The sequence below is a fragment of the Glaciimonas sp. PAMC28666 genome, from assembly GCF_016917355.1.
Lineage (GTDB): Bacteria > Pseudomonadota > Gammaproteobacteria > Burkholderiales > Burkholderiaceae_D > Glaciimonas.
Window position 1 is genome coordinate 1,693,150 of the sequence record NZ_CP070304.1, and the last position, 22,236, is coordinate 1,715,385.

At 52.7% G+C, this 22,236-nt stretch carries 20 protein-coding genes; 8 read left to right on the plus strand and 12 right to left on the minus strand.

Features of this window, described 5'->3' with window-relative positions:
- The first annotated feature begins 15 nt into the window (after nt 1-15).
- Together JQN73_RS07195 and mnmC are read left to right on the plus strand one after the other, a co-directional pair.
- Nucleotides 16-1,041, plus strand: a complete 1,026-nt coding sequence (locus JQN73_RS07195) for a TraB/GumN family protein (protein WP_205322414.1) — start codon at nt 16-18, stop codon at nt 1,039-1,041.
- 173 nt (nt 1,042-1,214) lie between these two features.
- Nucleotides 1,215-3,092 carry an FAD-dependent 5-carboxymethylaminomethyl-2-thiouridine(34) oxidoreductase MnmC gene (gene mnmC / locus JQN73_RS07200; protein WP_205322415.1) on the plus strand — a complete coding sequence of 626 codons (1,878 nt, stop codon included), beginning with the start codon at nt 1,215-1,217 and terminating at the stop codon, nt 3,090-3,092.
- Between the two features lie 99 nt (nt 3,093-3,191).
- Here mnmC and JQN73_RS07205 read toward each other — a convergent pair whose 3' ends face one another.
- Together JQN73_RS07205 and JQN73_RS07210 are read right to left on the minus strand one after the other, a co-directional pair.
- The gene (locus JQN73_RS07205; protein WP_205322416.1) at nt 3,192-3,500 is read right to left on the minus strand and encodes a YXWGXW repeat-containing protein; all 309 of its coding nucleotides are present in this window, start codon (nt 3,498-3,500) and stop codon (nt 3,192-3,194) included.
- On the minus strand, nt 3,490-3,744 hold the full coding sequence (locus tag JQN73_RS07210; protein ID WP_205322417.1) for a hypothetical protein: 255 nt from the start codon (nt 3,742-3,744) through the stop codon (nt 3,490-3,492). Before JQN73_RS07210 ends, JQN73_RS07205 begins: the two co-directional genes overlap by 11 nt.
- 67 nt (nt 3,745-3,811) lie before the next feature.
- Between JQN73_RS07210 and JQN73_RS07215 the strand changes: the two genes are divergently transcribed.
- Entirely contained in the window at nt 3,812-5,431 is a 1,620-nt protein-coding gene (locus JQN73_RS07215) for an NAD(P)/FAD-dependent oxidoreductase (protein ID WP_205322418.1), read from the plus strand.
- Between the two features lie 131 nt (nt 5,432-5,562).
- On the opposite strand, the gene ygiD is transcribed toward JQN73_RS07215, so the two are convergent.
- The gene (ygiD, locus tag JQN73_RS07220; protein ID WP_240162463.1) at nt 5,563-6,378 is read right to left on the minus strand and encodes a 4,5-DOPA dioxygenase extradiol; all 816 of its coding nucleotides are present in this window, start codon (nt 6,376-6,378) and stop codon (nt 5,563-5,565) included.
- A 135-nt stretch (nt 6,379-6,513) separates the two neighbouring features.
- Here ygiD and JQN73_RS07225 point away from each other — a divergent pair, with 135 nt between their 5' ends.
- Nucleotides 6,514-7,431, plus strand: a complete 918-nt coding sequence (locus tag JQN73_RS07225; RefSeq protein ID WP_205322419.1) for a LysR family transcriptional regulator — start codon at nt 6,514-6,516, stop codon at nt 7,429-7,431.
- 217 nt (nt 7,432-7,648) lie between these two features.
- Here the strand turns inward: JQN73_RS07225 and phaP are convergent, their stop codons facing one another.
- The 6 genes from phaP to JQN73_RS07255 form a co-directional block, all read right to left on the minus strand.
- Nucleotides 7,649-8,218: a TIGR01841 family phasin gene (phaP, locus tag JQN73_RS07230; protein ID WP_205322420.1), complete on the minus strand. Its 570-nt coding sequence runs from the start codon at nt 8,216-8,218 to the stop codon at nt 7,649-7,651.
- A 175-nt stretch (nt 8,219-8,393) separates the two neighbouring features.
- Nucleotides 8,394-9,173, minus strand: coding sequence for a M15 family metallopeptidase (locus JQN73_RS07235; protein ID WP_205322421.1), 780 nt, complete (start codon nt 9,171-9,173; stop codon nt 8,394-8,396).
- Nucleotides 9,174-9,228: 55 nt separating this feature from the next.
- A complete protein-coding gene (locus JQN73_RS07240) occupies nt 9,229-10,377 on the minus strand; it encodes a patatin-like phospholipase family protein (RefSeq protein ID WP_240162529.1) in 1,149 nt (382 codons plus the stop codon).
- An 842-nt stretch (nt 10,378-11,219) separates the two neighbouring features.
- Entirely contained in the window at nt 11,220-12,656 is a 1,437-nt protein-coding gene (locus JQN73_RS07245; protein ID WP_205322422.1) for a TolC family protein, read from the minus strand.
- Nucleotides 12,653-14,791, minus strand: a complete 2,139-nt coding sequence (locus JQN73_RS07250; protein ID WP_205322423.1) for a peptidase domain-containing ABC transporter — start codon at nt 14,789-14,791, stop codon at nt 12,653-12,655. The genes JQN73_RS07245 and JQN73_RS07250 overlap by 4 nt, the downstream gene beginning before the upstream one ends.
- A gap of 16 nt (nt 14,792-14,807) precedes the next feature.
- Nucleotides 14,808-16,052 carry an HlyD family secretion protein gene (locus JQN73_RS07255; RefSeq protein WP_205322424.1) on the minus strand — a complete coding sequence of 415 codons (1,245 nt, stop codon included), beginning with the start codon at nt 16,050-16,052 and terminating at the stop codon, nt 14,808-14,810.
- A gap of 668 nt (nt 16,053-16,720) precedes the next feature.
- Here JQN73_RS07255 and JQN73_RS07260 point away from each other — a divergent pair.
- The 3 genes from JQN73_RS07260 (at nt 16,721) to JQN73_RS07270 (ending at nt 19,247) form a co-directional block, all read left to right on the plus strand.
- Complete coding sequence (locus JQN73_RS07260) at nt 16,721-16,951, plus strand: hypothetical protein (protein WP_205322425.1); 231 nt, start codon at nt 16,721-16,723, stop codon at nt 16,949-16,951.
- 242 nt (nt 16,952-17,193) lie between these two features.
- Nucleotides 17,194-17,397 carry a hypothetical protein gene (locus JQN73_RS07265; RefSeq protein ID WP_205322426.1) on the plus strand — a complete coding sequence of 68 codons (204 nt, stop codon included), beginning with the start codon at nt 17,194-17,196 and terminating at the stop codon, nt 17,395-17,397.
- A 323-nt stretch (nt 17,398-17,720) separates the two neighbouring features.
- A complete protein-coding gene (locus tag JQN73_RS07270) occupies nt 17,721-19,247 on the plus strand; it encodes a B12-binding domain-containing radical SAM protein (RefSeq protein ID WP_205323232.1) in 1,527 nt (508 codons plus the stop codon).
- Nucleotides 19,248-19,332: 85 nt separating this feature from the next.
- Here the strand turns inward: JQN73_RS07270 and JQN73_RS07275 are convergent, their stop codons facing one another.
- Nucleotides 19,333-19,551 (minus strand): DUF3717 domain-containing protein, encoded by a 219-nt coding sequence (locus tag JQN73_RS07275; protein ID WP_205322427.1) that lies wholly within the window; start codon nt 19,549-19,551, stop codon nt 19,333-19,335.
- A gap of 297 nt (nt 19,552-19,848) precedes the next feature.
- On the opposite strand from JQN73_RS07275, the gene JQN73_RS07280 reads away from it, so the two are divergent.
- A complete protein-coding gene (locus JQN73_RS07280) occupies nt 19,849-20,586 on the plus strand; it encodes an ABC transporter substrate-binding protein (protein ID WP_205322428.1) in 738 nt (245 codons plus the stop codon).
- 192 nt (nt 20,587-20,778) lie between these two features.
- Here the strand turns inward: JQN73_RS07280 and rbsD are convergent, their stop codons facing one another.
- On the minus strand, nt 20,779-21,171 hold the full coding sequence (gene rbsD / locus JQN73_RS07285; protein ID WP_205322429.1) for a D-ribose pyranase: 393 nt from the start codon (nt 21,169-21,171) through the stop codon (nt 20,779-20,781).
- A gap of 74 nt (nt 21,172-21,245) precedes the next feature.
- Entirely contained in the window at nt 21,246-22,166 is a 921-nt protein-coding gene (gene rbsK, locus JQN73_RS07290; protein WP_205322430.1) for a ribokinase, read from the minus strand.
- Between the last annotated feature and the right edge of the window lie 70 nt (nt 22,167-22,236).

The following is a 22,236-nucleotide window of genomic DNA, read 5'->3' on the forward strand; positions in this document are numbered from 1 at the left end:
ATCAGGGAGAACATATTGCGCCCGATTATAGTCAGTTTGCGCTCTCAATTAAAAAGGCTTTGTGGTTTAACGCCGTCGCGCATCGGCCCAGCGCGAAACTGGTATCTTCGCTCGCACTACCTGATTCCCTTTTTTCTGGCGGGATTTTACGGGGTATCCGCCCTTGCCAAAGAAGTAAGTATTCGAGGATCACTCGCAGCCTCGGCCACTAAGGCGGTGCGACACGGTGGAGCATTGTTTAAAATTCAACGTGATGGTCACACCGCCTATTTGTTTGGCACTATTCATGTCGGCAGCGCCAATTTTTTCCCGCTCGCACCGCAAGTCATGGCGGCGCTGGCGCAGTCATCGCGGGTAGCGATTGAAATCGACACCAGCGATGCAGCGGCGGTCAACGCACTTGTTCAACGCTACGCACTATATCCGAATGACAGCGCAGGTGCAGAGGCTATGCCAGCAACATTGCAGCCCCAGGTTCACACGCTGCTGGAAAAATATCATATGACATCAGGCGAAGTGGTGCGAATGAAACCGTGGCTATTAGCAACCGTGCTGACGACCGAAGAATACGCTAAAAATGGCTACCCAAAGGAACAAGGAGTAGACAACTACCTCTCCGATTATGCGCGGTCGCATAACAAGCCATTAATTGGTCTGGAAAGTGTCGAATACCAGTTGTCGTTGTTGGGTAACTTGTCGATTGCGGATCAAAACCGTTTTTTGCAAGATGCGGTTGACGACCTGGAAGATCCGGTTCGCGCACAAAAGGCGCTTGACCTGGTCACGTTATGGCGCAGCGGCGATTTGGTGGGGTTACAAAAATTGCTAAAAGAGATGACTAGCGACGATACTTTCACCGGCCAATTTGTGCAACGTGCGTTACTCGACGGGCGCAATCCGGCATTAGCCGACGCCTTCGAGAAGCTGCTTAAATCGGACAAAATCACGTTCGCCGGTATCGGCATGTTGCATCTGGTCGGTCATGCGAGCGTTCAGGCATTGCTGCGCGAGCGCGGTTATAGCGTGCAGCGAACTTACTAACAGCGAAAATTGCTTTTGTGGGTAATCGGGTCTTCCCGTTTCTGTCGTCAATGTTACGCGGCAAATAAATTCTCTAACCTTCATAATTGCATCTGTCTACCTCGAAATTAACTCCTCTCTGAATGCAGAAGCCTTTACTACCTTTCGTACCTTTCGTACCTTTCGTACCTTTGATGCCAGACCCGCGCCAGCTTGAGCGAACCGATACCACTTTGCAAGTGGACAAAACCCCTGCTCCTGACGTCATTGTGCCGCCTGTCGATCAATGGCAGCAAAAGACCGGCTTCACCATACTGGATACATCATTTGGAGCAGGAAACCAGTTCCTCGCAACCTGGCAGGCTTGGCGCGACGATGCCCAACGGCCGCAAAGATTACATTATTTGGGATTACTTCCAAACCCGGCATCCCTCACGGAGCTGGTCGACCAACACGTAGCGTGGCCGAAATGGGCGACGCTGGCGCAAGAGTTGCGTGCAGTCTGGCCTACTTTGGTGCCGGGCTTCCATCGCCTTTATCTTGCGCAAAACAGCATTATATTGACGTTGATGATAGGCGACAGCGATCAATGCCTGCGACAGATTACAGCCAGAATAGAGTCTTTTTTTATCCACGGTGAAGGCCCGCGAACATGGCCGCCAGCGTTATTTGCGCGACTCAATCGCCTAGCCGCTCCACAGGCAAAATTGACTATCGTTGATCTGAATGCAGGTAAACAAAGCGTTCTTGAACAGGCTGGCTTTGTTTTTGAAAAGACTGCCAGCGCTGAAAATATAAACGATTCTGCAGACTTCACCACTGCTGGCATCGCGTGCTTTTCGCCGCGCTGGCAAACCAATTTTCCTCATGCTCATGCCATCCCCAGTCGATCTCACGCCATTGTTATCGGAGCAGGTCTGGCAGGCGCAGCTGCTTGTCAACGGCTAACGTTACGCGGCTGGAAAGTCACCCTCATCGAACGACACGCTCAAATTGCACAGGAAGCTTCGGGTAACGCCGCCGGAATTTTTATGCCGGTGTTATCGAGAGACGACAATCCGACCTCGCGTTTGACGCGCGCCGCGTATCTGTTCGCACACCACGTCTGGCAAGGTCTTGGCGGGATCGGCAACGCCTTCTCCGGCGCGCGCTGCGGCGTGCTGCAGGTTGCAAGGGATGCGGTCCACGAAGAGTCGCAGCAACGTTGGGCGCAACAGGCCAACCTGCCGCCCGACTTTGCGCAGTGGCTGACCCAGCCGGACACCAGCGCATTAGTCGGAACCGCCGTCAGTCATGGCGGTTGGTGGTTTTCCGGTGGTGGCTGGATACATCCGCTTAGTTTGTGTGAGGCCATGTTGAAAGCATGCGGTGACCGGTTACAGACACATTTTGGCGTAGCCATTCACGAACTGGTAAAAACCTCGAATGGATGGCAAGTAAGTGACAACAAAGGCAAAGTGATTGCCAGCGCACCCATAGTGATTCTGGCGAACGGCATGGAGGCCTTAAATCTTTGCCATGCCAGCGCGTTGCCACTTACAGCCATTCGGGGACAGGTGACTTATGTCGCCGCTGAAAGCGCTCCAAAAATTACGCCAGTGCTTTGCGGCGATGGCTATTTGACGCCAGAGAGCAACGGTATGCACAGCTTGGGTGCGAGCTATGACGAAGATAATGGCGCGTCCTTACGACAAAAAAGTCAAAACGAAAACCTTGCACGGATCAAGAAAATTTTGCCCAGCTGGGACGTCGACCCCGACAATCTGCCACTGGCGGGCAGAGTCGGATTTCGCTGCGTCGCTCCGGACCGGTTACCCCTGATCGGTGCCTTGCCCGATCCGATGGCAAAATCCCAGCTTCGTGAACCGCAGCTTAAAGACATGCCGCGTTTGTCCGGGCTGTACGGATTACTGGGATTTGCTTCGCGAGGATTGATCTGGGCACCCCTGGCAGCGGAATTATTAGCCGCGGAACTAAATAATGAGCCAATGCCGGTTGAGGCGGAACTGGCGGCAGCGCTCGACCCGGCCCGTTTTCTCTTGAAGGCACAACGTCGCAATCAATCGAAGTGAAATGTCAGTTTCTAAACGCTAGTGGCCCTCACGGATGAGGGCCACGAAGGAACACTAAGGCACGGCCGCCGTAGGCAGGGCTGCTATTGCCACAAAAAATTATCTGTCCCAGCCACGCTCACGGAAACGCCAGTCGCCACCCGGTCCATGATCCCAGCCAGGTGCGCGGTAACGATAGCCGGGGCGAGCCCGTACATATTGTCCGCCGACCCAAACGTGGCGACGACCATTCCAGCGCCAATATCCTGGTGCCCAGATAAAACCACCCCGGGGTGGCGGCACCACTTCATAGCGAGGTGGAGGAGGTGCAACTCCTATACCGACGACAACTTGCGCTTGTGCCTGCGGCACCATGAATCCTGCACTGACTGCAAGCAAGCTGACACAAAGAATCGATTTAAATTTCATGAAAACTCTCCTTTAATTTGAGCAAGTCCTGATACTCAATATAGGCCACAACATCCGCCATAACTGTAATTTTTTGTTTCCAATTCAACCAAATGTCCCGTTTTTCTGCGGTTTTGACACAGTTTGAAACACCCTCGCTCTTTGCTTTACAACCAGCGGAAAAATTGGCACAAATCCAGTCTGGTCGGCGTCGGTAAAAACTCGAATCGGCAAACGCTAAGGTAAAATGCACCCATTCAGCCATAAAAGCACTCAGACAAATGCGTCCGCTGACCACGGCGTCAACTATTTACCCAGATACCGGAACACCCATGTTGCGATTGAACGAAATACAGCTCCCGCTCGACCATCCCGAAGACGCGCTCCGCAGCGCGATTCTGGACCGATTAACCATTAAATCGGCAGCACTGCTTGGTTTCACCATTTTTCGCCGGAGTTACGATGCCCGCAAAAAGAATGCGGTGCTGCTGACCTATACGGTCGATGTCGAATGTGAAGACGAAGCGACGGTACAACAACGTCTTAAAGCGCTAAAAAATGTTATTGCAACGCCTGACATGGAATACAAATTTGTAGCCCATGCAAACGGCACGGAAAAATCTCGCCCGGTTGTGATCGGCACCGGGCCTTGTGGCCTGTTCGCTGCGTTGATTCTGGCGCAGATGGGTTTCAAGCCGATTGTTCTGGAGCGCGGCAAAGCAGTGCGCGAACGCACCAAGGATACGTGGGGCTTATGGCGCAAGCGTGAGCTTCAGCCGGAATCGAACGTGCAGTTCGGTGAAGGCGGTGCCGGGACCTTTTCCGATGGAAAACTATGGACGCAAATTAAGGATCCCAAACATTACGGCCGCAAGGTATTAACTGAATTCGTTACAGCCGATGCGCCCGAAGAAATCATGTATGTCAGCAAACCCCATATCGGCACTTTCCGTCTGGTGAAAATGGTTGAAAAAATGCGCGCATCGATCGAGGCGTTAGGTGGCGAGTTTCGTTTTGAGCAAAAGGTTCAGGATTTGGACATCAGCAATGGACAAATCCGCGCCGTGATACTCGCCAGCGGCGAAGCCATCGTCACGGAGCACGTGGTGTTGGCAATCGGTCACAGCGCCCGCGATACATTTCGCATGCTATTTGATCGGGGCGTCTACGTTGAAGCGAAGCCATTTTCGGTCGGCTTCCGGATTGAGCATCCACAGTCGCTCATCGATAAATGCCGCTTTGGTCCCAGCGCGGGTCACCCAATTCTCGGCGCAGCCGATTACAAATTGGTGCATCACTGCGCCAACGGCCGGGCCGTCTATAGCTTCTGCATGTGCCCGGGCGGCACCGTGGTCGCTGCAACCTCCGAACCGGGACGTGTCGTCACCAACGGCATGAGCCAATATTCGCGCAATGAACGGAACGCCAACAGCGGCATCGTTGTGGGCATTACGCCTGCGGATTATCCTGACCATCCTTTGGCAGGAATTGCGCTTCAAGAACATTGGGAGTCGCGCGCCTACGAATTAGGTGGAGGCAATTACAATGCCCCCGGGCAACTGGTGGGGGATTTTCTCGCGGGCCGCGCCTCGACTGAATTTGGCAGCGTGCTGCCATCCTACAAACCCGGCGTGCAGCTTGGCGATCTCAGTTTGGCGTTGCCCGAATATGCGATTACGGCAATGCGTGAAGCCTTACCGGCGTTTGACAAGCAAATCCGTGGCTTTGCGATGGCGGATGCTGTCTTGACCGGGGTCGAAACCCGTACCTCTTCCCCGGTACGCATCAAGCGCCACGACGATACCTTGCAAAGTCTGAACACCGTCGGCTTGTTCCCGGCTGGCGAAGGTGCCGGTTATGCCGGCGGCATTATGTCCGCGGCGATTGACGGCATCCGGGTGGCAGAGGCGGTAGCGCTGAGTATGGGAAATATGGGTAGCGGTAACCGATAAGAGTGGTCACGGCTGCCTGCCGCTCGTAATCGCCAATTCGATGAACGATCAGTATCTTCAAAGCATAGCCGGGCCAAACTGAAACCAGATCCGAATTGCGCTATTTCACCGACACCTGCGCAATTTTCCGGCTACTTCCTTACCGCACCGACAACGACTGACATCATACTTATTGCACCCATATCGATCCCATCAATCGGAATTGATATGGCTTCATCGTCCTGCCTGGTGCCGATGACGTATAACAATGGCAAAAAGTGTTCTGCCGTTGGCACCGACAATTTCCCGTCCTCGCCCAGTGCAGCATAGTCGGTTACCTTCTGCAGATCGCCAGCCAGCAAACTTGCTCCAATACTGCTGTTAAAACGCATCGCCCAGTCTCGGGCGGGGGCTTGAGGGTCCCAATTCGCCAGACGTAGATTATGCACTACGTCACCGCTACCAATAATCAGCACGCCTTGCTCGCGCAGTGACGCCAGTTTGCGTCCTAACTCGAAATGAAATTCAGGCGGCTGCGTGGCATCGATACTTAACTGGATTACAGGCACGTCGGCTTTGGGGAAAGCTTTCACCAACACTGACCAGGTGCCGTGATCCAAGCCCCACGAATGATCCATCTCTACCGACATCGGTGCCAGCAAATCGCGCACTTGCGCAGCTAACGCCGGATCGCCGGCGGCCGGATATTGAACGTCGAACAGCGCTTGGGGAAAGCCGCCGAAGTCATGAATGGTTTTTGGCATCGGCATCGCGGTAACGCTGGTTCCCCGAATGTACCAATGCGCTGAAATTGACAAAATTGCGCGAGGCTTCAATGCGGCAACGCTCGCACCCAGCTGTTCCCAGGCTTGGGTGTATCGATTGTCTTGCAAAGCATTCATTGGGCTACCATGTCCAAAGAATATCGCTGGCATACGGGAAGAGTGCTGTGAGGTTACGGCATGCATAAAATTTCTCCGCAAATAAGGTGAAAAAGGTGGAAAGAACCCCCGTCAAGTAGTGACTATATATTTTTCCACTTGAAAGAAAAATAGCCTTCATAGAAAATGTTAATTCCGGATTTCAGAATAATGGGCGGCATCATGAATTTATTCGAGGCGATGAAGGTGTTCGTCAAGGTCGCCGATACAGGGAGTTTATCGGCAGCAGCAAGGATTTTAGACATGTCCAATCCGTCAGTGACACGTCATATTGCCGATCTTGAGGCTTATTTACATGCACGCCTCCTCAATCGTACGACTCGGCGGATCAGTCTGACCGATACCGGGACCGCTTATCTTGAGCGCAGCCGCCAAGTATTATTCGATCTTGACGAGGCGGCGATGGCTGCTGGCAATAGCGCTGCGAATCCAAGCGGAATATTACGAATCAATGTTCCCGTGTCTTTCTCAGTTAACCATCTGGGGCGGGCGCTGCCGTTGTACGCAGAACGCTATCCGAATGTGGTGCTAGATGTTTCGTTGTCGGACCGGATCGTTGATCTGGTCGATGAGGGGTACGATCTGGCAATCAGGATAGGAAAGCTGCACGGCCAAAGTCTGGTTGCACGGAAAATCGCACCCGCCAGGATTTTGTTATGCGCGGCACCTACCTATCTGGCTAAAAATGGCTGGCCGCAACATCCAACAGACTTAAAAAATCATGCCTGTTTGAATTATGCGTACTCGACACCGCGAGATGAATGGCGCTTTGAACGAGATGGCGGAGCTTTTGCTGTTCAGGTTAAAGGCGGACTCAGCACAAACAATGGCGACCTGTTACGGGAAGCTGCCATAGCGGGAATGGGTATTATCCGGCAGCCATCTTTTTTAGTTGGTGACGACGTTCGCGCTGGACGACTTGTCACCTTGCTACCCGAATATCGGAATGAAACATTGTCCATCTATGCGGTATATCCAAGTCGACGACATCTGTCAGCTAAAGTGCGCACCTTTGTCGATTTTTTAGGAGAGCAATTTGGAGATACGCCCTATTGGGACCGCGAGCTTCCACCAGAATGAACCCGTTCAAACGTTACTTTCAAGCGATTGATTTTGCACTGAAGCCAAAATCGCAAATGGACAAGACGAAATTCGAACAGAGGGCAATCGCGCTATTGAGCCCATCAAATGAAAAAGCCGCTTAGCAATGTAAGCGGCTTTCCAACATCGACCAAACCACAGTTCAACCGACTAACTAACTAAATACGTGTAACTAAATTTGCATACTTACTTAGCATTACTTCTTTGGCGTTGCTGCACGGGTTGCTTTTTCAGCTGTTTGCGCAAACTGGGTTGTTGCATTGTTCACATTCGCTTCCAATGTCTCAACAGCTTGCTTGGCTGATTTAGTCAATTGCTCGTAGCCAGCATTTGCGTTACCAATGACTGACTTCAGAATCGCGATAGCATTTTCCGACCCGGCTGGTGCATTCTTGCTAACTTCATCGATCAATGCGTTAATCCGACGGCTGGTTTCAGCGATTTGTATTTCAGCCGCTTTAGTCAATTCAGCTTGTGTTCCGGAAGCAATACCTTGCAAATGACGGCTATAAGCGGCGGCTTTTTCAGCAGTTGGCTTCGATTGTGATGCCGAAAGCGACATGAATTCTTGTGCATCTTTCGCGCCCAACAATTGCTTGGCGGATGCGCTTGACTCTTCCATCGATGCTTTAGTTGCGCTCATGTTCAATTCGATGACTTTTTCAACGCCTTCAAATGCTTTTGTAGTCAGTGTGTTCAGTAACGCCAGTTGCGCTTCGAAATGGGCTTTAGTCGCTGCAGAAAATTGCTCTTGAAATGAAAACATGTTCTTCTCCTAAATTATAAGGGTATCGCTTAATGTCAGCCACCAATGGTGCACTGCAACAAAACGTATTTTACAGTTAGATATCATGACGTCAAGACTTATTGTGCGATGCAACAAAATAAGAATGGCAAATTAACATTCTCACCATCCGAGTGTATTTATCCCACAACAGCACCTATTCCGCAAGGAGACATATTTTTTTGACGGTAGACTTTTTTTGGTTGCGACTCAGACAGCGTCGATAGCGCACGATCCCGCTTTCAAAATAAGCGCGTCCTTCTTCGACCCCCAACGTTGCCAGGTGTTCCGCCGTCTTTCGGCTCACCTGGAAGTGCTGATAGTCAATCGGTTGATGCCAGTCACCGCCCCAGATCGGAAATCCATGCTCGGCAAAAATCTTCACTATTTCATCGGTCACCATACCCGGCCGTAACGGCAAACGCTTGGCGTACGGCTTTGCCGCTGGAGGACTGACAGTCACGATTCCATTATCAGCGCGGTTCAAATAGGGATTTTGAAGAGGGTTAACGTCTATCGCCAAACCATAGGCATGTAACGACGGCGCGCTACCACCGGTGATCGCCCTGTCATTAAAAGCAGAAGTGTTATTGTCAGCCATGGCTGCATCGTCATCCCCTTGATAATAATTCATCAAGCGAGCGACGGCCAAAGGGAACCGGCGGGCCAGCAATAGCGCAAAAATCTTACGCACCTCGGGCGCCGCAGCGGCCATTACCATTATTTCCCCGTCGCTATGCACCTGAGCATTAAAATCCACATACGAAAAGCGCACCACCTGTAAGCGGGAGCAATCTACGGGCGCAGCCGCTCGCATGACGTGCGCACTTTTAAGTTGCACACAGCGCGCGTCGTCTAGCGCCATGATCTTTGTATCAGTGGGAATCGGTACTGCCGCTACCGACGCGCTCACACCCAACAGCAAGGCTGGGAGCATCCACTGTTGCAATAGTGACGTTAGCAATGACCACCGATTCAAATGCACCGATCCATCAAGCGGGGACCTCAATAAGATCATGTATTACCAATCCGGCGTCGGTTTTGCCATACATTTCGATTTTGGCCCCTTCTATCGCCTTCAGGGCGTCCTGATAGCCTTGTTCCCAGCGCCATTCCACCGAACCGCGTGAAAAATTGACATCCTTGGATGCCATATTCCAGTCATGGCCGGAGTACCGTAAACGCATTAAATGGATAGTGCTATTGTCAGCCAGACCGGCAAACTGCTTCAGATCGGCTTTGCTGCGCTCTGCGGCAGGCAGCTTCTCATACAGCGCACGTGCCGTCCGACGGAGCTGATGGTTGAGCAAGTAGTTCTCGATATGACGCTGTGATCGAGATGCAAATGTGACATCTTTTTGGCGCGTCTCGACCTCATCCAGGGTGCGCGGCTCTTCACCTTCAGCGCTCCAAAGATCGACCATCAGGCAGATCGTATCGACGCGCGGCTTGTCGGGACGATCATCCTGGTCATCGAGCACGATTTCAAGTGGTGTATTGGAATACAGGCCGCCATCCCAATACAGGTCGCCATCCACACGCACTGGTGCGAAACCCGGTGGCAACGCACCACTTGCCATGACGTGCTCAACACCGATCTTGCGTTGATCGGAGTCGAAACAGACTAATTCACCAGTCGTAACCTTCATGGCGCTAACTGTCAGTCTAATGCTGTCGGGACAATTCAGAAAATCCAGATCAACCAGTTTGGTCAGCGTTTCCCCCAAGGGTGACGTGTCGTAAAAACTGGCCTGTTCTGGCTCAACCGGCAATCCCATTGCGAACGGATTAATCGGACGCGGTTTGAAAAATCCCGGCACCCCCCGCAACACTGTATCCAATGTGGTCCACCAGGTACTGGACTTGCGTGCAGCATCCGGCACCCTGGCCATGTCGACCAAATCTTTATGTGAGACGGAATGCCAAAACTCTTTTAGTCGGGCTAGCCGTAACTCACGCGAGTTACCGGCGATGATCGCTGCATTGATCGCGCCAATAGAAGTACCGACCACCCAATCCGGCGTCATGTTGTGCTCATGCATGGCCTGATAAACACCAGCCTGATAAGCACCCAGAGCGCCACCACCTTGTAACACCAGCACAATCCGAGGGCTCCCGGCTGGCTTATGCGTTGGCGCAATATTGGAATGATTACTTAGCTTAGTGGTTGATTCAGTGTTTAAGACAGCAATTGATTCAGTGGCTGATTCCGTGGTTGAGCCAATAGTCGGATCGCTGGCTAATTTGACTTCAGATTTAGCGACCTTGCCAACGGGCTTAATCCTGGCTTTGACGCTTGGCGCAACATCAGACCTGAAAGCGGGCTTGGAGGCGGTCACGAGTTCCAGCTGTTTCGGTTCCGGCTGTATCCGTGCCTTTGCTCGGGACGGTTTGTCGACTTTTTTCATTACCTTAGGGGAAGCGACGCTGGTGGTACCAGCGCTTGCCGCTTTAACAGGAGATGCCACGCTTGCAGCACGTTTATTAGTAACTTTACTGGTCATCTTGACGCCATCCTTTGCGGTAATAGAAATCTAATCTTACCCGACCTGACTATCGCCGTACCGAGAGCCAACCACTTTTGTGTTTTTAACAAAAGGATAAGCTTGACTCCGTCCGTCCAACGAGAGGGCACCCCGCTCGCTGGATCTCACTATCGTTCCAAATTTGATACGGGACCGATATTTAAGTACGCCGTCAAATTATTCTCAAGTTATCCGATGAAGGCTCCGTTGCGCCACTGATCCCGTTCTGATCAGTGTTTCATTTTTTTCTAATCAAATAAATCGCTAAGCCAATCATCACGACCACACTCAATTCCAATCCCACCACGACATAGTTCGCTAACATGTACTCCACCATTCATTGTTATCACTAGTTGAAACTGCTTTTTTGCCAACTGTGAGCATAGCATCAACCCGCAAGCGCACCTTGTCAATTCAGCACGCCAAGACAGGCATATTTTCGGCGCCCTGGAACTCAATTATAAAACGTCCATCCGTAAGCGTGCCAGGCTGGCTGCTAATCTGAGGCGCGCGGTCTGCCCGCGCGTGAGCGCTAAAATACGCTGCTGCGCGGCAGCGGCCAATTCGCTCTGCGCCGTTAATAATTCCAACATGGTGCCTACGCCCGCCTTGTACCTGCCTTGCGCTACCACCATGGATTGCCGCGCACTTTCAAGCAACACTACCGTCGCCGCTGCGCTCTCGCTTTCGGTGCGTACGCCTTTAGCACTATTCCACACCTCCAGCGCCACCTGCCGTTGCGTCTCTGCCAGCGTTGCGGCCGCGCTCTCAACTCCGGCTTGCGCCGCGCGCACTTCATAGTTGCGAGTGATGCCGTCCAGCAACGGAATATTAATCTGGAAGCCGATACTGCGACTGTTGTTAATTTGGCGAGACGCCACTTCGGTGATTGGTGTATCAGTGCGATCACCGGTCATATATAAAGACAAAGTCGGTTTCCCTTGCGCCCGTGCTGCCACCTCCTGCGCCTGGGCCGATTGTAGTCGCGCCCGAGCGGCAATAATTTTAGGATGCACGCTCAGGGCCGTCTCAATCAACTCCCCCACAGCTTTCTCAAAAGCCGGTGCCTGCTGCGCTTGTTCCGCCTCTGTGTTTATATCGGCCAGTTGCAATGGCGCGTCCGGACGTAAGCCCATAACGCTTGCCAGACCGCCCAGTGCGCTCTGCCAGTCGCCGTCGGCGTGCACCCGTTGCACCACAGCGGAGGCTGAGGCGGTTTGCGCCAGCAACTTATCGGAAAGGGAACCGGCCCCGGCTGCGTATTTGGCCTGAGCTGCGCGGTAGCTCTGCACCGCAGCCTGCTCCGCATCCTGGGCCGCGGTCAGGCCGGCTTGTGCTGCTTGTGCCGTATCGAAAGCAGTCACTGTGCTCAAAAATACAGTCTGCAAGACGTCGTCCTGCACTGCGACAGCAGCATTCAGCAATTGTCGCGCACTCTCCAGATTGGCGGCCCGTAATCCGAAGTCATACAACACCCAATTGAAACTTAAATTCACGTCGCTGCTGCGGGTATTGAGCGAGCTTGAAGCAGCAGGATAGTCCGGAATCGTAATACGGTTAGCAACTTTCGCCACATTCGCGCTGGCGTTCAGAGTCGGCAAATAAGTCGCCTGCGCGCTGCCGACGGTCGCAGCCTTCATTTTCACTTCGGCCCAACTTTGAGCGGTTTGCGGATTATTGCAAAGGGCCCGACTGACCGCTTCAGCCAACGTTAATATCGATGGCAAGCGCAGACCACCGCAACCGCCACTCAACGACATGTTCTTGTCCACTGTCTCAGAAACCGCTGCACTGACGCCAAATGGATCGTGCAGCAAATCCATCGCAGCAGATGGCGCCGCGGCAAACGCAATTAGGAAAAACAGCCATCCTGGTATTTTATTTTTGCCGGTCATGCGGGTCGTGCGGGTTGCGTCCGCTGCGTCCGTTGCATCCGTTGCGTCAGTCGACCGTCCTCAAGCACCATCACGCGGTCGGCCGAAGCGATGGTTTCGGGTCGGTGGGCGACAATCACCCGCGTGATGTTCAACGATTTAACCGCGTCATTCACACTACGCTCGCGGGCGATGTCCAGATGGCTGGTAGCCTCATCCAGAAACAAAATCTTCGGACGTTTATATAACGCACGTGCCAGCAACACGCGCTGTTTTTGGCCTCCCGACAAGACCGTTCCCATATCTCCCACCAAGGTGTTGTAAGCCATCGGCATAACGGTAATATCATCGTGAATGGCTGCCAGCCGTGCGCATTCTGCGATCCAGTCACGGTCTGCAGCAGGATCAAAAAAACAGATATTGTCAGCGATCGATCCAGCGAATAACACATCGTCCTGTAACACGGTCGCGACCATGCCGCGCAAGGTAGCCAAACCGACTAGTTCCAGTTTTCGCCCACCTATCAGAACCTCGCCCTCGGTCGGTGTCAGCACGCCTAGCAAAATATTAATCAAGGTCGTCTTGCCACCGCCGGACGGCCCGGCGATCGCCACCGACTCTCCGGCGCAGACCGCAAACGAGATGCCATTGAGTACGTCGGCTTCACGCTCCCCATAACGAAAGTGCACATTTCGTACCTCCAGTGTTGCGGGCAGCGCATCGCTCACTTCGGCTTCAGCGCTGGCGGACAGCGGCTCTGGCTTTTGCAATACGATGTCGGCTAGCCGTTCGCCCTGCAGTTTCAACATCTTCACCTCGACCCATTTATCAATAAGCGAACTCACGCGTGCGTCGAATTGTCCTTTATAGGCCACGAAAGCGATCAGCACGCCAATACTAAAATTTCCCGCCATAATCAGTTTCGCACCGAGACTGATGATCAGGATATTTTCAATGCCGAAGATCATGCCGTTGAGCGACTTATAAAGCAGGTTGAGTTTTTGGGTGCGCAGATCGGCATTGATCTGATCGACCAGCAGCCCTAGCCATCCCACCCGCCGCGCATCGCCGCGCTGAAACAGCTTGATGGTTTTAACGCCTCGAATGGTCTCGAGAAAATGCGTCTGCTGAACTGCCGCGTGCACAATTTGTTCTTCGGTCGCACGCCGTAACGGCGCAAACCAGGCCCAGCGCACCAGTCCGTATAATCCCATCGCAGCCACCGCAATCCAGGCCAGCAAAGGGCTGTAGAGAAACATCAATGCCAGCGTCAGCGTCGTCATAACGCCATCCAGCAATGCTTCCAGAAACGAGATCGTCAGCGTGCGCTGGATAGCGCCAACGGCACCGAAACGCGAGACAACATCGCCCAGATGCCGCTTCTGAAACCAATCAACCGGCAAGCGTAACAAATGAGACAGAACGTTACCTTGCCATTGCACATTGAGCGTGGTGCTCATGTACATCGTTGCCCAGCTGCGGACCAGGCCAATCAATTGCTGCAGCACCAACAGGAAGCCGAATCCCAGTGCCAGCGTTACCAGCAAATCATGATCGGACGAGACCAGTACATTATCGATCACCCATTGCATAAAGAACGGACTGACCAACGCGAACGCTTCAAGGGCCAGTGACAGTAAAATAATCTGGCCGAACGAACGATACAGGCCGCTGACTTGCCCCAACAAATCGCGTAAGCGTATGCGCTGGGTTTCTTGCGCAGGTTTAAAGCCGGGATCTGGCCAACATTCCAGCGCTACGCCGGTGAAAGCATTGGACACTTCTTCGCGCGAACAGGTCCTTATTCCTGTTGCCGGATCGTGTATCGTCACGCTCCGACGCCCGACTTTTTGCAGGACTACAAAATGATTAAAATTCCAATGCAGGACGCACGGCAAACGCAACTGATCCAGCGCATCAAGATCAAGCTTGACCGGGCGCGACGCCAGCGATAGTTGTGCCGCGACGTGGATCAGATCGCGTAATGTCGATCCTTTTAATGAAACCGGAAAGCGTTGCCGTAACGACGCTAAATCGCTCCGATAACCGTGGTAGGAAGCCACCATCGCCAGACACGCGAGGCCACATTCGGCACGTTCGGTTTGCAATATCAGCGGTAGCGAAGCGGTGAATCCAAAAGACAGCGGGGCCGCCATCGTTAATAAATTTTCATCAGCGTTTTCCTGTCAGGGTGTATAAGGGCGCGAGCACCCATTCGTACAGATGTCTTTTTTCCTGCGCGATATCGGCCTCCAGAGACATGCCGGCTAATAACGGCTGCGGCGTGCCATAGGCGACGACGGATTGGGCCTGCAATTGCACGGTGATGCGATACAACGGCTCCTTGCCACTGCTTTCCGGCTCGCCCAGTTCGCGGCCTGACAAGGCCGTTAATGCCACCGCTTCAATCGTGCCGCGCTGATGCCCAAATTTTTGATAGGGATAGGCTTGATAGCGCAACATAACCTGATCGCCGGCGTGCACAAAGCCGATTGCGCGGCTGGGTGCATACAGTTCAGCCCGTAAGCGCGCACCGCTTGGCACAATGCTGAGCAACGGTCGCGTGACGTCTACCGTTTGTCCCACTTCGGCCAAAGCGGTGGTGACTCGACCCGCCTGCGGCGCGGTAATGACAAGCCGCCGTCGCGCCTCACTTTCGCTCAATTCCTGCGACGCACTACTTAAACTTCTCTCGATTGATGCCGACTGGTTTTGCTGCTGCAAGGACAGACTCCCGAGCGCGCTGCGCTGCGCCGCGAGTTCGATCACCATACCAATGCGATCACGCTCCAGACTTTGCTGACGATTGCGCTGATCCAACAGTTCTTCCTGCTTCTGTTGCCATTGTTCCTGAGAGATAAAATCCTGCTTCAGCAAGCCCAGATAACGCGCCTGCGTCAGTTGCGCCAATGCGACGCGGGCACGCTGACCGTCGATTTGGGCAGCCAGATTATGCTGTTCCAGATCCATGCCTGCGATTTTGCCGATTAACGCTGCGCGCTCTTGCTGCTGCAAACTGCGCATAGCCTGTAATTCTCCGCGCAGGCTGGCCTGCCGTTGCTTCACTGCGGCGCTGATCGCCGCCTGAGTGGGGCCGCCGGTACTGCTGTCGCGCTCACCGGACAAAACATATAACACCTGGCCAGCGCTGACATTGCTGTCCTCGGTTACCCGTTTTTCAACGACGATGCCGGGTTGCGACGCATAGACCTTAATAAAACCAGAGGTAGGAATTAATTGCCCCGCCACTGTGCTGTGACGTGTATAGCTCCCCAAACGCAACAAGGTCCCGAGCAATACCGCCAATATCAATGCACAAGCCGTGAGAACCGATAGCGACAATGGCCGGACCAATATGATTCCACCCAGATAGTTGGTCTGTTGTGCGGCTAGCGCTTGTTCTCGGAAAAGGGGCATAGGCAACGCGGGGCGGAATAAAGTAAAGGGAGTTGCGCCAGGGCGTTCTTTTGGCTCAGTACAAAAACGTTAGTCCCTATTAATATTGAGAAAATTTTTAATCGTTTAATCGTTTAATCCGATAATCAGACTCAATATTACCGCGCAACGTTTCCCTCTGGAAACAATATTTTTTTGCGTTTCAAAAAATCCGTTCCCTTTGCCAGACCTTCTTTTATGCGTGTCCAGCGAATCCGTGGATTAACTTAACGTGCTTCATGTACGTCTCACGATCCACCAAATTTATTCTATCTAAAACGATTAAATTTCCTTGTGGAAATATTTTTTTGTTGTATGCTAAGTCTATTGTTCGGCCGATGATCATAGACTTCAAGGACAAAATAGTACCGAGCGCAACCTTTTTGAGCGATCAGAAAAATGTCATCCATCGCGCGTGATTGCAACTGATCACGTCACGCATTATTACGCCGGATCACGGTGACCGATCTAATACATTGACATCTGGAAAAAAATTTCAAGTAAGCGAATAGCCTCTATAAGAAAGTCAACGGCATCAAAGCCAGGATAGTTTCTTCGCCACCTTGCGGGCAATCGGCAAGCGGCAAGCAGTAACAAACGGCAAAACGTTTACGGACAACAGTTTTTCAACCACCTAAAAGGTGAATATCATGAAGAATGGCAATCTAATCACGCTGCAAGCCACTGAACTTGATGCTGTTGCTGGAGGAGCAGCAAGTGCTAAGTCCATCTTGAATAACGTCGCCGATGGAGTGACCTCGATTGGACTTCCCGGACTTGGCAAGGACATCACCGGCACTCTTAATGCTGCTGGACAGGCTGTTCCCCTCCTGGATAAAAAGGTCTCCATCCCGGGGATATTGAACTGGGTGGCCCTCTAAACAAACGAGGCGTCACAGGTCAGCGGCTGACGGTTGAAACGCCAAAACGTATAACCGCCAATGCTGGCTAACGCATCTTGATATGCGCAATTGAGTCCGTCTGGCTCGGTGCCGAGCCGGGCGGGCTTATAGCTCAGCGGAGTTTTTTTCAGTCAATTGTGGCCCGCCGACATGCGTTACGCAGCAGCAATGGCTAAGGCTCTTGTAATCGAAAGATGTAGCAACCACCCAAAGGTAAAATTATGAACTGCGATAATCTTATCGAATTGAATTTTCCAGAAATTAACGCTGTAGCTGGTGGTGCGGGAGCGTTATCAAATGCGCTAAATGGCGCTATCAAAGTAGTCGATCAGGTGACGAACAAAGTAACGTACGAGCTTAATGCTGCGGAACTCAGCGCTGATGAGGTGCTAACTGGCCTGGAAAGCGGCCTTAAAATTAGGTGACGGGCGTAAAAATGAGACTGAATGCCTGCTTGCCCCGGCATGCATTCAGCATCAATGGGAACCTATCAGGGTTACTCGGCCACTGGACTTAAAAAGTTGATTTGCTCCAGATTTCGCATACCCGAATCCGGACCTCTCGAGATCGCAACACTCGTCCATCCCCGCATTCCGCGTCAGGCAACTTTGCTCAACGATATTCACTCGATATCGCCACGATCACTGCACAATATCGCACCCAATTCACGACAAAACGCTACACCGCTCCCAAGGCGCGTAAAATCGTGCATCAATCAGTTTATTGCGCGACCGCCAAGCCCTACACTATGACCATCCTGTTATCCACTCTCAACGCGCGATATTCGCACGCGTCGCTCGGTTTACGCTATCTCCAGGCCAACATGGGTGATTTGCAGGCGCAGACGCAACTTCACGAATTTGTCATCGGTGCAAAAACCACTGACATCGTCGAAAAACTGCTGGCCCATAAAGCCACCGACGGCAGCACCACCATAATCGGGTTTGGTGTCTATATCTGGAACATCGAAGAGTGCACAAAGGTGGTCGCCATGCTGAAATGCATCGCCCCCGAGATAGTGATCGTGCTGGGCGGGCCAGAAGTCTCGTACGAATCCGACCAGCAACAAATAGTGAAACTGGCGGATTATCTGGTAACTGGATGGGGCGACATCACCTTCCCTGACCTGTGCCAGCAGATTCTCAAGGGCCCTAAGCCGCTGATGAAAACGCACATCGGCAAACAGCCGCCTATGGAAGACATTACGCTGCCCTATTCTCTCTATAGCGACCACGATATCGCCCACCGCACGCTGTATGTAGAAGCTTCCCGCGGATGTCCGTTCAAGTGTGAATTTTGTTTGTCGGCACTGGATAAAACTGCGTGGCCCTTCGCGCTTGATAATTTTTTGGCAGAGTTGGAATCGTTGCATGCGCGTGGTGCGCGATTGTTTAAATTCGTCGACCGCACGTTCAACTTGAATGTCAAAACCAGCCTCAAGATCATGCAGTTTTTTCTCGATAAACTGGCTGCGAATCCTGACGATCCGGTATTCGCCCATTTCGAGCTGGTCCCAGACCATCTACCTGATGCATTAAAAGAAGCGATTACCAAGTTTCCTGCGGGTGCGTTGCAATTTGAAATCGGGATTCAGAGCTTTAATCCGGAAGTCCAGGCGCTGGTGAGTCGTAAACAAAACAACCAGAAAGCCGCCGAAAACATTCGCTGGCTAATCACTGAGTCGCACGCGCATTTACACGTGGACTTGATCGCGGGATTGCCCGGCGAGGATGTCGATAGCTTCGCACGTGGCTTTGACAAACTGGTTGCACTGGAGCCGCACGAAATTCAATTCGGAATATTAAAGCGTTTGCGCGGAACCCCCATCATTCGACACACCCAGACTTTCGGCCTGGTGTTCGATCCACACCCGCCATACACCATCCTGGCGACGAATCTGATTGACTTTGCGACCATGCAGCGCCTCGTGCGGTTTTCACGTTATTGGGATCTGGTCGCAAATTCCGGACGTTTTTCGCACACACTACCGATTATCCTGGGCGATACGCCGTTTTATAGTTTTATGGCGTTCTCAGACTGGCTTTATGGAAAAACCGATGCGACACATAGAATAGCGATGGATCGCCTCGCCGGATTAGTTGGGCAATGGCTGCGTCTGCAAGGCCTAAGCGATGCGACCGTCAACGCGGTGCTAAGTACGGATTACGCTGGCCAACCGCCAAAGTTGCCGGTCAATACACCCAAGCCGGTTATCGCAAAAGACCATGCGCCGACCGCTGCGCCACAACGACAAACCCGGCATTTGACGGCTTAATGCCCTCGAATGCCCTCTATTTCGCCGTAGTCAGAGCATCCTCGTCTGGCTATGGGGAAAATGTGGCATCATAACTAATCAACGATCAAACCGTTACCTGACTGCGCCAGGCAGCAATCAATTGTTGTGACATGCCATCAATGCTATTTAACGAAACTTGATGCGTTTGATTAAAAATCATTAAAGCGTAAACGGTCGCCAAGGCATTAACCTCAGGCGACAATGCGCATTCCTCGCCGATTGCGGGACGCTGCAAGCGCCAGTAGTTAATGGCTTCTTCGATTTCCGGTAGCGAAATATTCATAACCGCATTGTACTCGCGCAATTTAACTTTTTATTAAGATTCCCACGTTTATTACCTCTTTGCAGGAGGGCTAAACGCGCGATGTAATAATCTTTCCCTAAAGCGGCGTCGCCCATTCCGACAGTCAAACTTGAACTCCCGAACCGCAATCCAGGACGATTGTTTTTCAACATTCAGGTGCTATTATCGACGCAATCAACCGCATCTGGCAAAAACAAGCACGGCCATCAGTATTCCAACGATGCCTGGCTGGCAATATGGATCGCGCCCACTTTTGAACACTGAAAGAGACAGATAATGACTTTAACGCTGACGACCGCCATCCGCGACGCTTTCACCCCAACTGGAAAATTGCGGGCCTCGATCAATCTCGGAAACCCGATTCTGGCGTATGCCGATGACGCTGGCCACGCACAAGGCGTATCAGTCGACCTAGCCGCCGAATTGGCGAGACTGCTTGGCGCGGAAGTGGAACTGGTTGTATTCGACACGGCGGGAAAATCAGTCGAAGCTGTGGCCGCCGAACAAGCTGACATCGGCTTTTTCGCCATCGATCCGATCCGTGGTGCCGACATCGCCTTCACCGCTGCTTACGTTTTGATCGAAGGATATTATCTGGTTAAGCAGGATTCTCCTCTCACGACCAACGCACAAGTCGATGCAGCACAAAATCGCGTGGTAGTTGGCAAAGGCAGCGCATACGACTTATTTTTGACCCGTGAACTAAAGCAAGCCACCATCCTCCGAGCGCCCTCTTCCCCGACCGTAGTCGCCACTTTTTTGACGGAAAACGCGGACGTCGCGGCCGGCGTCAAACAGCAACTGGAAGCCGACGCAGCCAAGGCCGGTGGACTACGTCTGCTGGACCAGCGTTTCATGCTAATCCAGCAGGCGATGGGCCTACCAAAAAGCCGCAACACCGACGCAGCCAATTTTCTCCGACATTTCGTAGAACAAATGAAATCATCCGGATTCGTAGCCGCTGCCCTCCAACGTCACAACGTCAAAGGCGCATCCGTTGCCGACGCTGAGTAACACACAGTTGACCAAACCAGGCCGCGTCGCTGGCGGAGAGAGCAAAGCGCAGCGAGCATTCCAATGCCGAACCCGAAACCAGGAACTACGCAAACGCGTCCCAACAAGGCGTGCCCACGCAGACAGTACAGGAGGCCGGGCAGCGTAGGCGGCAAGGCGAGCACAACGCAGCTGGGCGAGCTTACGTAAGTCCTAGAATGTGACCCCCGAAATTAGGATGATATTGGCGTAGGGGGTGCACTCCCCAGTCCGAACAATTGCACGCGCACCTTGCGTCAACTGTTTGAGTTCCGTGTGCGATACCACATGCTTGTCGGGCAAGCCGATATCCTCAATCTGTGCTGCCAACTCTGGACTACGTTGCGCTAACGCGTCAGCCACCACATATTGCTCCACCTGCATTTCACTCAATACTATCTTCAGGGTCTCAATAAACCCAGGAACTCCCTGTGTCAACGCCAGATCGATCAATGGCACACCGGGCGGGACTGGAAGGCCAGCATCCCCAATCACGACTTTGTCACCGTGACCCAGCGAAGCGATCAACTGTGACAATGCAATATTAAGTAGCGGCGTTTTTTTCATAGTAGTTTGGTCTGCTTATTAAATAGTATTAATCAATTCACTCGCCACCATCATGATGGCAAGGTTGGCAGCGATTACAGCGTTTGTAGCAACTCACGGCGGTAAGGAATAGAGGTTTGTGCACCGATGCGCCCCACGCTCAAGGCGGCTGCACGTTGACCGAAGTTGATGGCGTCGGCTTCCCCCTCGCCGTCGGCCAGCGCAGCAACAAATCCACCAATGAAAGTATCGCCGGCGGCAGTTGTATCAATTGCTAGCGTAGGTTGCGCGGCAAAATGTTGAATGCCATCAGCCAACGCAGCGCGCACTCCTTTGGCACCGAGCGTAACTAGCACATTGGTGCAACCCAAGCTGCGCAACTCTCCAATGACCGCGTCGATTTCCGTGTTACCCACCAAGGAGGACGGACCACGTCCGGCCAGCATTCCCGCTTCGATTTCATTCGGAATCAGGTACGAAAGTTGATTCAGCAACTCTACCGGTAATGCTTGCGCCGGCGCGGGATTCAAGACCACAATTTTTCCGAATGCATGCGCTAGCTGGATCGCATGGCGGATTGTTGCCATCGGCGTTTCAAGCTGCAACACGACCACTTTCGCCAACCTGATCAGGTCACGCGCCGCATCGATATGGGCCGGGCTGAGAGCATCATTCGCTCCAGCGGCTAACAGAATGCTGTTTTGCCCGGTCGCATCGACCGAGATCGCCGCGACACCTGAGGACATACCGGGGATGGTATGCACGTGCGTATCGTCGATATCATCATGCCGCAGCGATGCCCGCAATTCGGTACCGAAAGCATCGTCACCCAGGCACGCAATCATCGCGACCTGTCCACGTTCGCGACTCAAGCGCGCACAAGCGACCGCCTGATTTGCGCCCTTGCCACCGGGGATCGTCTGAAACTGCCCGCCCGACAACGTTTCTCCGGGATGTGGCATGCGCGGTACACGCATCACCAAGTCCATATTGATACTACCGATGACAACAATCATTTGCTACTTTCCTGTTACTTAGCGATATACCTACGAAATAAAAATAAAACCGATTCGGAGCGACCTACGT